This is a genomic window from Clostridium sp. LIBA-8553 (assembly GCF_057782465.1).
In genome coordinates this window covers 2,983,800-3,000,201 of the sequence record NZ_CM173489.1, presented here as the reverse complement: position 1 = coordinate 3,000,201, position 16,402 = coordinate 2,983,800, and the positions used below count along the sequence as shown (strand labels likewise).

Annotated in this window: 14 protein-coding genes; 12 read left to right on the top strand and 2 right to left on the bottom strand. The window is 29.0% G+C overall.

What is annotated here, in order from left to right; all coding sequences use genetic code 11:
- The first annotated feature begins 30 nt into the window (after window positions 1–30).
- From AC2JAQ_RS13440 to rho, 12 genes are all read left to right on the top strand, one after another.
- Window positions 31–1,035, top strand: a complete 1,005-nt coding sequence (locus AC2JAQ_RS13440; RefSeq protein WP_488456890.1) for a CotS family spore coat protein — start codon at window positions 31–33, stop codon at window positions 1,033–1,035.
- 117 nt (window positions 1,036–1,152) lie between these two features.
- The gene (yabG, locus tag AC2JAQ_RS13435; protein ID WP_488456889.1) at window positions 1,153–2,040 is read left to right on the top strand and encodes a sporulation peptidase YabG; all 888 of its coding nucleotides are present in this window, start codon (window positions 1,153–1,155) and stop codon (window positions 2,038–2,040) included.
- A gap of 161 nt (window positions 2,041–2,201) precedes the next feature.
- Window positions 2,202–2,438, top strand: coding sequence for a Veg family protein (locus tag AC2JAQ_RS13430; RefSeq protein WP_003462688.1), 237 nt, complete (start codon window positions 2,202–2,204; stop codon window positions 2,436–2,438).
- Window positions 2,439–2,799: 361 nt separating this feature from the next.
- Window positions 2,800–4,362: a DUF3794 and LysM peptidoglycan-binding domain-containing protein gene (locus tag AC2JAQ_RS13425; RefSeq protein WP_488456888.1), complete on the top strand. Its 1,563-nt coding sequence runs from the start codon at window positions 2,800–2,802 to the stop codon at window positions 4,360–4,362.
- A 102-nt stretch (window positions 4,363–4,464) separates the two neighbouring features.
- Window positions 4,465–5,292 carry a cyanophycinase gene (locus tag AC2JAQ_RS13420; protein ID WP_488456887.1) on the top strand — a complete coding sequence of 276 codons (828 nt, stop codon included), beginning with the start codon at window positions 4,465–4,467 and terminating at the stop codon, window positions 5,290–5,292.
- Window positions 5,279–7,903: a cyanophycin synthetase gene (gene cphA / locus AC2JAQ_RS13415; protein WP_488456886.1), complete on the top strand. Its 2,625-nt coding sequence runs from the start codon at window positions 5,279–5,281 to the stop codon at window positions 7,901–7,903. Before AC2JAQ_RS13420 ends, cphA begins: the two co-directional genes overlap by 14 nt.
- Window positions 7,904–8,038: 135 nt before the next feature.
- Window positions 8,039–8,905: a 4-(cytidine 5'-diphospho)-2-C-methyl-D-erythritol kinase gene (gene ispE, locus AC2JAQ_RS13410; RefSeq protein WP_488456885.1), complete on the top strand. Its 867-nt coding sequence runs from the start codon at window positions 8,039–8,041 to the stop codon at window positions 8,903–8,905.
- Between the two features lie 69 nt (window positions 8,906–8,974).
- Window positions 8,975–9,604: a stage II sporulation protein R gene (spoIIR, locus tag AC2JAQ_RS13405; protein WP_488456884.1), complete on the top strand. Its 630-nt coding sequence runs from the start codon at window positions 8,975–8,977 to the stop codon at window positions 9,602–9,604.
- A 45-nt stretch (window positions 9,605–9,649) separates the two neighbouring features.
- On the top strand, window positions 9,650–10,630 hold the full coding sequence (locus AC2JAQ_RS13400) for a tRNA 4-thiouridine(8) synthase ThiI (protein WP_488456883.1): 981 nt from the start codon (window positions 9,650–9,652) through the stop codon (window positions 10,628–10,630).
- Between the two features lie 27 nt (window positions 10,631–10,657).
- A complete protein-coding gene (locus AC2JAQ_RS13395) occupies window positions 10,658–11,077 on the top strand; it encodes a YwiB family protein (protein WP_488456882.1) in 420 nt (139 codons plus the stop codon).
- Between the two features lie 339 nt (window positions 11,078–11,416).
- Window positions 11,417–13,024 carry a CTP synthase gene (gene pyrG / locus AC2JAQ_RS13390; RefSeq protein ID WP_423240176.1) on the top strand — a complete coding sequence of 536 codons (1,608 nt, stop codon included), beginning with the start codon at window positions 11,417–11,419 and terminating at the stop codon, window positions 13,022–13,024.
- Window positions 13,025–13,284: 260 nt separating this feature from the next.
- Window positions 13,285–14,742: a transcription termination factor Rho gene (gene rho / locus AC2JAQ_RS13385; protein WP_488456881.1), complete on the top strand. Its 1,458-nt coding sequence runs from the start codon at window positions 13,285–13,287 to the stop codon at window positions 14,740–14,742.
- Between the two features lie 116 nt (window positions 14,743–14,858).
- On the opposite strand, the gene AC2JAQ_RS13380 is transcribed toward rho, so the two are convergent.
- The gene (locus AC2JAQ_RS13380) at window positions 14,859–15,983 is read right to left on the bottom strand and encodes an MGDG synthase family glycosyltransferase (RefSeq protein WP_488458805.1); all 1,125 of its coding nucleotides are present in this window, start codon (window positions 15,981–15,983) and stop codon (window positions 14,859–14,861) included.
- Between the two features lie 108 nt (window positions 15,984–16,091).
- Window positions 16,092–16,298: a 50S ribosomal protein L31 gene (gene rpmE, locus AC2JAQ_RS13375; RefSeq protein WP_003452406.1), complete on the bottom strand. Its 207-nt coding sequence runs from the start codon at window positions 16,296–16,298 to the stop codon at window positions 16,092–16,094.
- Between the last annotated feature and the right edge of the window lie 104 nt (window positions 16,299–16,402).

Below are 16,402 nucleotides of genomic sequence, written 5' to 3'. Positions count from 1 at the left end.
ACATATAAATATGGTAGGGGGTGAATAGATATGATGAGAGAGTTTGAAATAGAAAGACAATTTGATATTAAAATAGAAAAGTTAAAGCCTAATAAGGGTGTGTATTACTTAAAGAGCAATAAGGGAGATAGATGTTTAAAGCGGATAAATTATGGAACTCAAAAACTTCTTTTTGTTTATGGGGCAAAGGAACATCTAGCTAAAAATGGTTTTGAACATATAGACAGATATTTTTTAAATATTGAAGATGAGCCTTATGCTTTAGTAAATGAAGACTTATATACTCTTTCAAATTGGATAAATGGAAGGGAATGCGATTTTACTAACATAGAAGAAGTTAAATTAGCTGCTAAAAAATTGGCAGAATTACATGAAGCTAGTAAAGGGTATGATCCTCCAGAAAACTCTAAGCTTAAAAGTGATTTAGGAAGATGGCCATATCTTATGGAAAAGAGAGGAAAAGCCTTAGAAAAAATGAGAGGCATGGCTAGAAAAAAGAATTTAAAAAAAGATTTTGATATTCTTTATATAAAAAATGTTGATTTTTATAAAGAGTTGGCAATAAGGGCCTCAAAGGTTTTAAATAATTCAAAATATCTAAGTTTGTGTGAAGAAGCTGAAATCGAAAAAGTATTTTGTCATCATGATTATACTTATCACAATATAATAATTGGAGAAGATAATGAAGTTTATATAATAGACTTTGATTATTGTAAGAGAGAAATAAGAACATATGACATAGCTAATTTCATGAAAAAGGTTTTAAAAAGAGTTGATTGGAATATTGAATATGCAGAGGCCATAATTGATGCATATAATTCAGTAAGTCAATTAAAAGAAGAGGAATATGAAGTTTTATATGCATACTTATTATTTCCTCAAAGATATTGGAGACTAGCTAACAGATATTATTACAATGAAGTTATATGGGGACAAAATGTTTTTATAAATAAGATGAACAACATAATTAATGAGAAAGAAAGTTATATAAAATTCATTGAAGATTTTAAAGCTAAATATAATCAAGTTGGATAATAGTGATTTAGGTGTCTAGATTTAGGCACCATTTTTATTGAAAAAAATAGTTGCATCACAATTATAAATAAACATTCATATGATGATAATGGGATTATATAAATTAGGAGAGAGCGTATGAAAGTTGGAGATTTAGTAGTAAGAAAATCATATAGTAAGGATATAACTTTTAAAATTATAGATATAAAAGATGATGATGGAAGAATAACTTATATTTTAAAAGGGCTTCATATTAGAATAATAGCTGATTCACAGGAAGATGACTTAGTAAAGGTGGATGATAGTTTTGCTGGGGATAAGGATAGAGCTTTCGATTCAAAGGTGAATGACATTATTAAAAAGGTTTTAATAAATAGAGAGCAACGAAGCGGCGACTCCATTATGAGAGGGAATGAAGAAATTAATGAGAATAGAGCTGAAAAGGATAATGTATTGGTTTTTGGGAGACCAGGAAGAATACTTCATATAGATGGTGATCCATCTTATATGGAAACATGTTTAAAGGCATATAAGCAATTAAATTTAAATGCTATAGGAGTGGCAATCTCTGAAAGGGAACAGCCTTTAAAAATTTTATCTCTGGTAAAGGCGTATAATCCAGATATAGTTGTGCTAACTGGACATGATGGTGTTCTTAAAGATTCAAAAGGAATGCTTGATTTAAATAATTATAGAAATTCAAAATATTTTATTGATGCTGTAAAAATTTTAAGAAGCTACAACTCAAGTTATGATGAGCTCGTTATTTTTGCAGGAGCTTGTCAATCTTGTTATGAAAGTATTTTAGAAGCAGGAGCTAATTTTGCAAGTTCGCCTAATAGAGTACTTATACATTGTCTAGATCCAGTTTTAGTTTGTGAGAGAATAGCATATACAAGAATCGATGAAATTGTATCTATAAAAGATGTTATAGAAAATACAATAACTGGGATAAAAGGTATTGGAGGGCTACAAACTAGAGGAAAATATAGAGAAGGTTATCCAAAATCGCCGTATATAAATTAATAGAATAAAAGAAAAGGTTTCTGTTAATACTATAGTTGGATGTTTTAGTTTAAATATAGTATATTTTTGTTGACAACACATGGCTTTATATAGTAAAATAATTTGTTATTGAAAAAACATCCTTTTTAGTGTATAATGTATAATAGAAAGAGGGTGTTAAAATGAGTACCAGACTTACATTGAATTCCATCAGAAAAAGCATAGAGGATCACGTAGGTGAGAAAGTTAAGCTAAGAGCTAATGGTGGAAGAAAAAAGATTTTGGAAAATGAAGGAATACTAGAAAGTGTTCACCCAAGTATTTTTGTAGTTAGATTACAAAAAGACACCCAAAGGAAAGTGACATACAGTTATTCAGATGTACTTACAAAAACGGTTCAACTAGATTTTGTTGGTTAAATAAAAAAGCTAGCTAATTAATTAGCTAGCTTTTTTATTTTTAATTAATAATTACAAAAAAAAAGAAAGATGGTGGGTTTCCATCTTTCAACTATGGTATAAAAGGGTATTGAGAATTTATGAGAGGTTATATGGTCAATAACCATCTTTATAATACGACATTTTTTTTATAGTGTCAACACTTTTTATAAAAAAATGTCGAAAAAAATATTATTTTTTTAATTTTACTTAAAAAAATATGTAAACGTTTATAAAAATATGAAATAAAATAAAAATAAATAAAGTAGTAAGAATAAGAATTATCATAATGCTACTGTCATACATATATATTATAGTAGTAGATTATTTAGGAGGGATACATTTGGTTAATTTAGATATTATTAAAGAAAGTCTTGGATTTGAAAAAATTTTAAGTGAAAATTCATTAGATATACCATTTAGAGAAGAATATTTAATACCAGATACTCAGCCGGATGTTCATCAGGTGCTTTCAGTAGATACTAATGTATGCATACTTAATAGAGAAGTTCAAAGTGATAGAGTTTTATTAGAATATCAAGTTGAATGTAATGTTATGTATTTAGCTAGAGAAGAAGAGGGGTTAGGTATAAATAGTGTTGTTTACAAAGACAAGAATTCTAGCTTTATTGATATAGCTGGTGCCGAACATAGTATGATGTGTGATATGGAGTGTAATTTAGAACATATCGATGCGAACATAATCAATGAAAGAAAGATAAGGGTAGAGGGAAAACTTAAAACTAAATATAGGGTTTATAAGGAAGAAAAAATTGATGTTGTAAAAGAGTTAGATGGCTTAGGAGATTTACAGATAAAGAGAAAACCAGAAAGTATAGAAAAAAATATAACTAGCATGGTTTGTTCAATGAATGGGCAATTACCTATAAATATAGGAATGGATAAACCTCAAATAGGAAAAATAATAAAGTGCGGATATATGCTTCATAGACAAGAAATTAAGTTAGGAGAAGATAAAGTACAAGCATCATGTTTAGCTAAAATAAATGTTTTGTATAGAGCATATGATTCTAGAGATGTAATTTCTTTAGAAGAAGATTTATACTTATCAAAAGAAGAAGAAGTTGTTGGTGTAAATGCTGATATGAATTGCAATGGATATTTTGAAATAAAAGATCATGATGCAAGAATATCTCAAAATGATTTAGGAGAAAGCAGAGTAATAGATATAAGTTTAGCAGTTGATGCTAATGTTAGAGTATCTAAATTAGAACTAACAGAAACTGTTGAAGACTTATACTCTCCAACTCTAAATATAATACCTTTAAAAGAAAATTGTAAAGTTAACATGTTAGTTAGTGAAAATTCAAGTGATTCAACAGTAAAAGGTAATATTAATTTGGGAAAAGATGGTGGAGATGCTACTCAAGTAATAGATTATACTGGTAATATTGTCGGCATGGAAAGTTATTTTGCTGATTCTAGAGTGGTTATAAAAGGTAATTTAGCGGTTGATGTAATATATAGAACAACGGATGAGGAAAAGGGACTTAACAAGGTAAGCGGAGAAATACCTTTTGAATTTGCATTAGAGATGCCTAATTCACAATCAGGAATGACCTTTGACACTAAAGCAAATATAGAAGATTTACAATGTAGCATAGAGGCAAATAACATAGCCGTAAAAGCAATGATGTATTTTTATGCTAAATGCTCAGATATGTTTGACAAAGAATATGTAAAAGATGTTGAACAAAATGATGATAAAGTTGAAAAGAGAGCGTCTGTAACAATATATATAGTACAAAAAGGTGATACTCTATGGAATTTAGCAAAGAAATATAAAACAACAATAGATGATTTAGTTAAGCTAAATAACATTGAAAATCCGGATATTTTATATGCCGGTGAAAAAATTATGATTCCTGGAAGAGCGATATTATAAAAAAGGAGTTTTATGGTTTTATACCATAAAACTCTTTTTTATTATGAATAAATATAATATTTGTGGCAAAAATAAGAAATGCATGATTTGAGGTGAATAGTTTTGAAAAGTAATAGCAAAAAAAACTTAATAATAATAGGTGGAGCAGAAGATAAAAAAGGAGAAAAGATTATATTAAATTTTGTAGCAGATAGATTCAAAGAATCTGATGGAATTATGGTAATAGCAACCATAGCTACAGAATCTCCTAGTATAGTCATAGAACAATATAAAAATATATTTTCAAGTATGGGAATAAGAGATATTAAAGAGCTTCGTGTAGTAGAAAGAGAAGAAGCTTTTGATGAAGAAAATATTAATTTAGTAAATAATGCTTCTGTTATATTCTTTACAGGTGGTGATCAACTAAGAATAACTAGTTTAATAGGAGGAACACCTCTTTATGATACCTTGCAAAAAAGGAGCAATGAAGGTTGTTATTTTGTTGGAACATCAGCAGGAGCATCAGTTATGAGTGATGTAATGATTGTTGGTGGTGAAGAAGAAGAATCACCTAAAAAGAGCACATTAAATATGTCAGCAGGATTAGGTCTTATAAAAAACACTCTTATAGACCAGCATTTTGCTCAAAGAGGAAGAATAGGAAGATTATTATCAGGTGTTTGTCAAAATCCAGAAGTATTAGGCATAGGCATAGATGAAGATACTGCCATAGTAATTAATGATGATGAATTAATGGTTATTGGAAGTGGAGCAGTTTATTTTGTTGATGGAAGGAAAATAGAATATACAAATGTATCTGAAAGACAACAAGATGAAGTTTTTAGTATATTTAATGTTAAGTTACATGTATTAACGTCAGGCAAAAAAATGAATTTATTAACTAGGGTGCCTTTTGAGGAGGAAAGAAATAAAAATGAAGATAAATAATCAGCGTATCTTTGAAGGAAGAAACATTTATTCCCATAGAAGTTGTGTGAGATTAGATGTTGATTTAGAGGGATATTGTGAAACACCTACAAAGGATATTGATGGATTTAATGAAAGACTGCTAAATTACGTTCCAGAATTATATACGCATAGATGTGGAATAGATATAGAAGGAGGCTTTGTAGAACGTTTAAAAGAAGGAACATATTTAGCTCATGTTTGCGAACATACGATAATAGGGCTACATAATAAGTTGGGGATAGATGTAAAGTACGGAAAAGCAAGAGAGATTAAAGATGATTTTTATTATATAATCTTTGAATATAAATTAAAGAAAACAGCTATTTTAATTGCTGAATTAGCAGTAGATTTAATGAACGCTATAATAAACAAGAAAGATATTAATTTTGATGAAAGAATAGAAATAATAAAAAGAGTTATTAGAGAAGAGGGCATAGGACCATCAACAAAGGCAATATGTGATGCTGCTAATGATGTTGGTCTTCCTATTATTTCTATAGGTAATGGAAACTTATATCAAATAGGTTATGGGAAAGCTGGAAAAAGATTTAGTGCTACGATTGGTAGCAATACAAAGGGAATAGCCATAGATATAGCTTGTGATAAGATGCTTACAAAAGAATTATTAGATATTCAAAATTTACCTGTAGCTAAAGGAGAAAAAGTTTTTAGTACATTACAGCTTCTTGAAGTGGTAAATAGAATAGGATATCCAGTAGTATTAAAACCTCAATGTGGAAGTAAGGGAACTGGAGTTTTTGTAAATATAAATAATGAAAAAGAGTTATTAAGAGCATATGCTGAATTAATTAAAGAATGCAAAGAAGTAATGATAGAGGAATATAAAGAGGGAAATGATTATAGAGTTATGCTAGTGGATTACAAGGTTGTAGCAGTATCTTTAAGAAAACCACCTTTCATAACAGGAGATGGTGTAAGAAATATTAGAGATTTAATAGATGCCATGAATGCTAATCCTCTAAGAGGTGAAGGACATGAAAAACCTTTGACAAAGGTTAAAGTAGACGAAGAATTAGTTAATAGATTAGAGAAATTAGGATATTCTTTAAATTCAATTTTAGAATATGGCGAAAAACTTATTTTAAGAGGAAATGCTAATCTTTCTACAGGAGGAAGTGCTGAAGATTATACAGACTTAATATGTAAAGAAAACATTGAAATTTGTGAAAGAGCGGCAAAAGCCATTGGGCTTGATATATGTGGTATAGATATTTGCACAAAATCAATATCGGAACCGTTATATGATACTGATGGAATAATATTAGAAGTAAATGCAGCACCAGGAATAAGAATGCATCATTTTCCTACAGTGGGAAAAGAGAGAAATGTAGGTAAAAAGATTTTAGATAACATGTTTAAGAATGGATATGATAATATTCCTGTTATATCAGTTACAGGAACAAATGGAAAGACCACAACAGTTAGATTGATATCCTATATTTTAAAATTAATAGGATTTAATGTGGGATGTACAACAACTTCGGGAGTAAAGATAGGAGATAAATATATACATAAAGGTGATGATACTGGATATGAAAGTGCAAAATCAGTATTATTAAATCCAGAGGTTGACGTTGCTGTTTTAGAAAGTGCAAGGGGAGGATTAGTAAGAAGAGGATTAGCCTATAACTTAGCAGATGTAGGAGTAATAACAAATATAAGAGAAGATCATTTAGGCATAGATGGGATAAATGATTTAGAAGATTTAGCTTTTGTAAAATCATTGGTAGGAGAAGCTGTAAAAGATACCGGTTATTCAGTCATAAATGCAGATGATCAGTGGAGTATAAAAATTTTAGATAGAATAAAGAAACCTAAAATATTATTCTCTATGGATGAAAATAATAAGTACCTTCAAGATAACCTAAAAAATGGAAATCCTATTGTATTTTATAGAGATGAAACCATATATGTGAAGAATAGAGGGAAGGAATACAAAATAGCTTCTGCTGAAGAAATGAAGTTTACTATGAATGGAAAACTAAAGCATAATATAGAAAATGCGATGGCAGCTTGTGCAGCTTTAGTTGGGATAGAGGTCGATTACTGTATTATCTCAAAAGGGTTAAAACAATTTAAGTCTTGTGAAGAAGATAATAGAGGAAGATTTAATATGTTTGATGTTAATGGAGTAAATGTCATTTTAGACTATGGACATAACATAGATGGATATAAGGTTATAATAGAATCACTCAAAAATATTGGATTTAAAAATATAACTGGGATAATAGGAGTTCCTGGAGATAGAGATTTAAATACAATAAAAACAGTTGGAAAATTAAGTGGTGAATTTTTTGATTCTATAGTAATAAAAGAAGATAAAGATTTAAGAGGCAGAGAAAAAGGCGAAGTTGCAAATATTATGCTAGAAGGAGTAAAGGAAGCTTCTAGAAAAAATTTAAAAATTTCAACAATACTATCAGAAGAAGAAGCACTTAGAGAAACTTTAAAAATAGCTAAAAAAGGTGAGACTATAATAATGTTTTTTGAAGATTATGAGCCACTTTATAATATAATAAATGAATTTAAAAATAGTGGAGTAAAAGGGTTGAAAAGTGCTAATTTATAAAAATAATAGGTTTACAGGAGAAATCTTCTATTAGTAATTTAGAAGATTTCTCTTTATTTTAATTAACTCTTTATGTTTTTGAAAGAAAATAATATAATTATAGTTAGCTTTAATTAATGTAAGAAGGGTGATTATATGAAAATGAAGGCTTATGCAAAAATAAATATAGCCTTAGATGCTATTGGAAAAAGAGAAGATAACTATCATTTACTTAGAATGATAATGCAAACAGTAGATTTATATGATGTTATAGATATTGAGAAAAGTAATGATAGTAGTATAAGTATTTCTTGTAATAAGCACTATGTCCCTACAGATGAAAGAAATTTAGCTTATAAAGCAGCGGTGTTATTTAGAGAAAATTTTAATATAAAAGATGGAGTAAAGATTAGCATTAAAAAGAATATACCTGTGGCTGCTGGAATGGCAGGGGGAAGTACTAATGCTGCTGCAGTTTTAGTTATAATGAATAAACTTTTTAATGTTAATGCTAGTTTAGAAGAGTTAAAGGAATTAGGTCTTAAAATAGGTGCAGATGTTCCTTATTGTATTGAGGGTGGAACCGCTTTATGTGAAGGAATTGGAGAAGTTATAACACCTTTAAAACCTTTTGAAAATAAAATTTTAGTTGTACTGAAACCTAACTTTGGTGTTTCTACTAAAGAGGTCTATACAAACTTAGATATAAATAAGATAAGAAAACATGTTAACATAGAAGAACTAATAGAAGCTATGGAAAATGATGATTTAAACTATGTTGCAAAGAATATGAAAAATGTGTTAGAAAACGTAACTTTAAAAAAACATAGTGTATTAAAAGCAATAAAAGAAGATATGAGAAGAAGTGGTGCTTTAGGAGCTATGATGAGCGGAAGTGGACCTACTGTATTTGCTTTCTTTGATGATATGCTAACAGCTCAAAGAGCCTTTGAATTTTTAAAGGGAAAATATAAGTACGCAGATGTGTACATAACAAGAACTATAAACAGTAATAATTTTTAAGAAAATATTTTTTTATTGTATATAAAAATTACTCCTTGGTAATAATCAAGGTATCAGGGGGTGTTTGTTATGAAAAAAGTATTATCAGTTTTATTTTTAGGAATGTTATCTTTATTTATAGTAGGAAGTTCTTTAAATGATAGACAAGCTTTAGGAGTTACAGAAGAAAATATAGTTGAGGATATAAGTGAAAAGTTAATAAGATTTCATGTTTTAGCTAATAGTGATAGTAATATAGACCAAGAATTAAAGCTGAGGGTTAAGGATGAAGTTTTAAAATATATTTCACCTATGTTAAATGAATCAGAAAGTTTAGAAGAATCTAGAGAAATATTAAAAAGAGAAGATAGTAATATTATAAAAATAGCTGAAAACTATATAAAATCACAGGGATTTAATTATACTGTTGAAACAACGTTAACAAGAGAAAATTTCCCTGTTAAGGAATATGGTAATATAGTTTTACCACAAGGTGAGTATGAGGCTTATAGAATACTAATTGGTGAAGGTAAAGGACAAAATTGGTGGTGTGTTATGTTTCCACCATTATGCTTCATAGATGTTACTAAGGGACAAGTTTCCTATGATGAAACAGAGAAAAAGATGAAGGATGTTTTATCAGAAGAAGAATTTAAAAATGTTAATAAAAAAGAAAATGATGTAAATTTTGAATTAAAGATATTTGATTTATTTAAATAAAAGAATTAACATATGATAATAAAGTGATTTTTAGGAGGAAAAAATATGACTAGAGCATTAGCCATGGTTTCAGGTGGATTAGATAGTATATTAGCAGCAAAGTTAATAAAGGATCAAGGTATAGAGGTAATAGGAATCTGTTTTAGATCTTATTTCTTTAATGAAGAAAATGCAAAAAGAATGTGTAAACAAATAGATATGCCTTTAGAGGTAGTAGATTTCTCAGAAGAACATTTTGAGATGGTAAAAGATCCTAAACATGGTAGAGGAAAAAATATGAATCCATGTATAGATTGCCATGCTATGATGATGAGATATTCAGGAGAATTATTAAAAAAATTCGATGCTGATTTCATAATAACTGGTGAAGTTTTAAATCAAAGACCAATGTCTCAAAATAGACAAGCATTAAATACTGTTAAAAAAGAATCAGGATTCAGTGAAAAAATCTTAAGACCTTTATGTGCTTTAAATTTAGAGCCTACAGAAATGGAATTAAGTGGTTTAGTAGATAGAGAAAGATTATTAAAAATATCAGGTAGAAGCAGAAAAACTCAAATGGAGCTTGCTGAAAAGTGGAATATAGTAGATTATCCATCACCAGCAGGTGGATGTAAGTTAACAGAGCCTGGATATGCAATAAGATTAAGTGATTTACTTGATAATCAAGAAGAAGTAGCTAAAGATGAAATCGGACTTCTTAAATATGGTAGACACATGAGAATTTCACCTAAAAATAAAGCTATAGTAGCTAGAAGTGGTGAAGAGTGGAAAGATATAGTTAAGTTTAAAAGAGAAGATGATATTTTAGTAACATCTAAAAACTCTACTGGAGCTCCTGTTATATTAAGAGGAGAATTTAATCAAGAGGATTTAGAGGTTGCTGCTAGAATATGCGGAAGATATTGTAAAGAAAAAGATAGCGAAGCTGTTGAAATAAATTATGAAAAAGATGGAGAGATTAATACAATAACAATAACTCCATTTAAAGATGAAGAGCTTAAAAAGTACATGATAAATCAATAATTGATTTAGTTAGGAAGGATTATTGTTATGAGTAAAAAAGCTATAATATCAATATGTAGTACTCAAGATATCGGAGAGCAAGAAAAAATAGAAGTTGTTACTGTTGGCGAATTTTCTACTGATGGAGATGAATTTATAGCTACTTATGATGAAACTGAGATATCAGGAATGGAAGGAACAAAGACAACTTTAAGAATAAAAGGTGATAAGGTTGTATTACATAGAGAAGGAACAACAAGTACAAAAATGGAGTTTCAAAAAGATAATACAGCAGTAGCTCTATATAACACTCCTTATGGTATGTTAGAGCTTAAGACCGCAACAAAAGAGTTGGACTTAGATGTTAATGAGAGTGGAGGAAATATATCCATAAAATATCATCTAATAGCTGGCGGACAAGAGCCTATAAAAACAAACCTTGATATGAAAATAAAAGTAGAAGATTAGTCTATAAATAGAAAAAAGGCTGTACCAAAGGGTACAGCCTTTTTTTATATAAAGTATTTATTTCTAAAAATAAAAAAAGCTGAAATTAATTTCAACTTGTAAATTCAAATATTAATAATTAATTATGCTAAAGCTGAGCAAAATATAAATAGTAAACGTTCTATAAATAAAAAAATAAAAAAAACAAAAAAAGTACTAGACTTCTACATTAAGTTTTGATAGAATATCTACTATGTTATTAAAACAAGCAATAAAAAACCCATTCTAAATGAGGTAATTATCATTATAAATGAAATAAAGAACGATGTCAAGCATAAATTTACATTAGGAGGAAAAGATATGAGTAAAAATACTAAGTACGTATTCGTAACAGGTGGAGTTGTTTCTTCATTAGGAAAAGGAATAACAGCTGCTTCATTAGGAAGATTATTAAAAAATAGAGGTTTAAGCGTAAGTATTCAAAAATTTGATCCATACCTAAACATTGACCCAGGTACAATGAGTCCATACCAACATGGAGAAGTTTTCGTAACTGATGATGGTGCTGAAACAGATCTAGATTTAGGTCACTATGAAAGATTCATAGATGAAAACTTAACTCAAAACTCAAATGTTACTTCAGGTAGAGTTTACTGGTCAGTAATATCAAAAGAGAGAAAAGGTGAATATTTAGGAGGTACTGTACAGGTTATACCTCACATAACTAACGCTATAAAAGATAGAGTACATAGAGTAGGAAAAGAAAGAGATGTAGATGTAGTAATCACTGAGATCGGTGGAACAATAGGTGATATCGAATCATTACCTTTCTTAGAAGCTATAAGACAAATCAAGTATGATGTAGGTCAAGAGAATGTTTGTTTTATACACGTTACATTAGTACCTTACTTAGGAAAAGCTGGTGAGTTAAAAACTAAACCAACTCAACACTCAGTTAAAGAGTTAAGAAGCATAGGTATTCAACCAGATATAATAGTTTGTAGATCAGAAAAAGAATTATCAGAAGATATCAAGAAGAAAATCGGATTATTCTGTAACATAAATGCAAATGAAGTTATTCAAAACTTAGATGCAGAACATTTATATGCTGTTCCTCTAATGCTACATAAAGAAGGATTAGATAGATTAGTTTGTGAAAAATTAGGTCTTGGATGCAGAGACATAGACAATGCTGAGTGGATAGACATGGTTCACAGAATAACTCACTTAACTCACACAACTAAGATTGCTTTAGTTGGTAAATATGTTGAGTTACATGATGCATACATATCAGTTGTTGAAGCTTTAAATCACGGTGGATTAAGCAATGATACTAACGTTGAAATAGAGTGGATAAATGCTGAAGATGTAACTAAAGAAAATGTTGATGAATTATTAAAAGGAGTAGATGGAGTTCTAGTTCCAGGTGGATTCGGAGACAGAGGAGTAGAAGGAAAGATTGAAGCTATAAGATGGGCTAGAGAAAACAAAAAACCTTTCTTAGGAATATGCTTAGGAATGCAATGTGCTGTTATAGAGTATGCTAGAAACGTATTAGGCTTAGAGGGAGCTCATTCATCAGAGTTAGATCCAGAAACTCCATTCCCAGTAATCGACTTAATGCCTGAGCAAAAGGATGTTGAAGATTTAGGTGGAACAATGAGATTAGGATTATATCCATGTAAATTAGAAGATGATACATTCTGTAAAGATGTTTATGCTTCAGATTTAATCTACGAAAGACATAGACATAGATATGAGTTCAACAATGAGTACAGAGCTCAATTAGTAGAATCAGGATTAACTATAGCTGGTACTTCACCAGATGGAAGATTAGTTGAGTGCGTTGAAGTTAAGGATCATCCATGGTTTGTAGCAGTTCAATATCATCCAGAATTAAAATCAAGACCAAACAGACCACATCCATTATTCGTAGGATTTGTTGGTGCTGCATTAAACAACAAATAATTAAATTTTGATAAAAGGATATCTAACGAAAGTTAGGTATCCTTTTTTGACTAATTAGTGCTAGAAATAAGTGTTAGAAAAATATACTATATATAGATTAGATTTTATGTGATATGATAATAATATAAATATTTAACATAATTAGTTTATATATTTTAAAAAGAACATTCGAAAGTTTCTATATATTAAAGTCTTAAGGCAATCTAAAACAACTTTTCTTTACCTTATTCCACCAATTTAAAAAGCAGGAGGTGCTTAAATTGAATATAGAACAGTATGAAAATATGACTTTAGTCCAATTAAAAGAAAAGGCTAAAGAATTAGGAATAAAAAATATAAGTAAAAAGAAAAAAAGCGAATTAATTGAAGAATTAAAAGCTGAATTTGATAATCAAAATAGCAATACTAAAGTAATACATAAAGATGGTGTTGTTTTAAGAGAAAAAATATCACAAAAAGAGCAAGGTGGAAGTAGAGAAAATATTTCTAATGAAAGAAATTTTAGAAATAATAGTGGCTATAACAATAATAATAACAATTATAATAATAGCAATGATGAAGGTAAAAAAGAGCAATTAAAGGATATGATAAGTTCATCAGATTCAGCTAAAGGAATACTTGAAATACTAGATAATAATAATTTCGGTTTTTTAAGATGTAGAAACTATTTAACAAGTGAAGATGATATATATGTTTCTCCATCACAAATAAGAAGATTTGGATTAAGAACTGGGGATGAAGTCCAAGGTAAGGTTAGAATACCAAAGGAAGGAGAAAAATTTAAGGCACTACTTTATGTGGAGAAGGTAAATGGTGAGAGTCCGGAAAAAGCAGTTGGAAGAAAAAAGTTTGAAGATTTAACACCAATATATCCATCAGAAAGATTAAGACTTGAAACTGATAATGGAAGAGATTTAAGTTCAAGACTTATGGATATAATTTGTCCAATAGGTAAAGGACAAAGGGGAATGATAGTTGCACCACCTAAAGCAGGAAAAACAACTCTTTTAAAAAGAGTAGCTCAAAATATATCAAGAAATAATCCTGAAGTTAAGCTTATAGTACTTTTAATAGATGAGAGACCTGAAGAGGTAACCGATATGAAGAGAAGTATAGATGGGGAAGTAATCTATTCAACTTTTGATGAGGAACCACAAAACCATGCTAAGGTTTCAAGCATAGTATTAGAAAGAGCTAAAAGAATGGTTGAGCAAGGTAGAGATGTAGTTATTTTAATGGATTCTTTAACAAGATTATCTAGAGCATATAACTTAACTGTTACTCCTTCTGGAAGAACTTTATCAGGGGGATTAGACCCAGGAGCACTTATAATGCCTAAAAAATTCTTTGGAGCAGCAAGAAATCTAGAAGAAGGCGGAAGTTTAACTATACTAGCTACTTCATTAGTAGATACAGGTAGTAGAATGGATGATATGATTTTTGAAGAGTTTAAAGGTACTGGAAATATGGAAGTACATTTAGATAGAAAGCTTCAAGAAAGAAGAATATTCCCAGCTATAGATATTTATAAGTCTGGTACTAGAAAAGAAGATTTATTATTTAATGAAGAAGAAAGAGAAGCTTCATATAAAATAAGAAGAGTATTACAAAAAGAAAATAATATAGAAGATGTAGCTGAAAAGCTTATAAACTTATTATCAAAGACAAAGAATAATAAGGAATTTTTACAAGTTGTATTAAAAAGCAATTTGGAATAATTAAATGCTGATATTTAGAAAGTTTTTAGATTACATCAGATTTTTAATAATTTATTAAAGAATAATATTGTTATAATTGATACAAAAAATAAAAGAAGATATTAAAGTTTTTAACTTTAATATCTTCTTTTATTATAAGAATCATTTAGCATATTAGTACAAAGTTTAACTGTCTCTTCTGGAGAGTATGAACTTAATACTTTTAAAATACTATTTCTCATGCTAATTAATTTATTACTATCTTCATTAAATTCATCAATTATAGTATTTAATTCATCTAAGTGATTAATATGGACTGCACAATTACTTTTTGCTAAGAATTCTCTATTTTCACTTTCTTGACCTGGGATTATGAATGGAATTATCATTGGTAAATGACTTAATAATGATTCTGTTGTAGTTAAACCACCAGGTTTTGTAATGATTAAATCAGAGTTTTTCATTATTTTAGGTATTTCAGTTGTATATCCTAAAATATTTAAAATCTTGTTCCCTTTTAGATGTTCATATTCTTTACATAAATGTTCTTTTAATTCAGTGTTGTTTCCACAAACAATAGTTAAATCTAAAGGGTTCTCATTTTTCATTAGAGTTTTTAAAACTTTAGATATATTGTCTAAACCCATACCGCCTCCCATTAAAAGGAGTTTTAATGGTGGTTTAGTAATATGTTCTATATGATTATGGTAATCTGTTTTATAAAAATCTTTTTTAGCAGGTATACCAAAAGGTGAGATTCTTTCACAAGGTATTCCTTTTGAAGCAAGATTTTTCTTTGTGTATTCGCAAGCAACTATGTAATGATCAATTTGTTTAGAAACATAAGTGTAATGACATTTAAAATCAGTAACTACAGAAATGACAGGTACTGTTATAATTTTTTTTCTCTTTAAATGAGAAAGTACACTTACTGCTAAAGGGTGAGTTGTTATTATTAAATCCGGATTAAAGTTATAAATAAATTTAGCTAATTTATTCGCAACCGGTAAAAAGAACATACAAGCAAGACTATTTATAATTCTAATATTGCTAATTTTATATAGTAGACCATAAAGAGTTCCAAGAGAACTTGCACATAAATCGTATCCATTTACTATTGATTTATCAAAGAAACGGTTCTCCTTAAGAAAATCATGTACAAGAATTTCTGTGTCGTCATTCTTTATAAGTTCCATTAAAGAGTTAGCTGCTTGATTATGACCATAACCAGTAGATGTACTTAAAATAAGAACTTTTTTCATCATATTCACTCACTTTTACTAAAAATATATTTACAAAAATAAACTTTTTTTGAAAAATATGCCTTATAAATAAAAATGGGAAAGATTTGAGTCTTTCCCATAAAGAAATTATTTATTAAGATTAAATCTCTTGTTGAACTTATCAACTCTTCCGCCAACATCAACGATTTTTTGTTTTCCTGTGAAGAATGGGTGGCACTTAGAGCATATTTCAACTTTAAGTTCTGGTTTAACTGAACCAGTTGTGAAAGTGTTTCCACATGCACACTTAACCACTGTATCGTGATGGTATTCTGGATGTATGCCTTGTCTCATGTAATTCACCTCTTTCAAAAATAAAAAAATGTTGCTAAACAACTATTTACAAGTATATCATGGGGTTATTTAATCGTCAATAGTTTAAAAGCGTTCTTATTTAA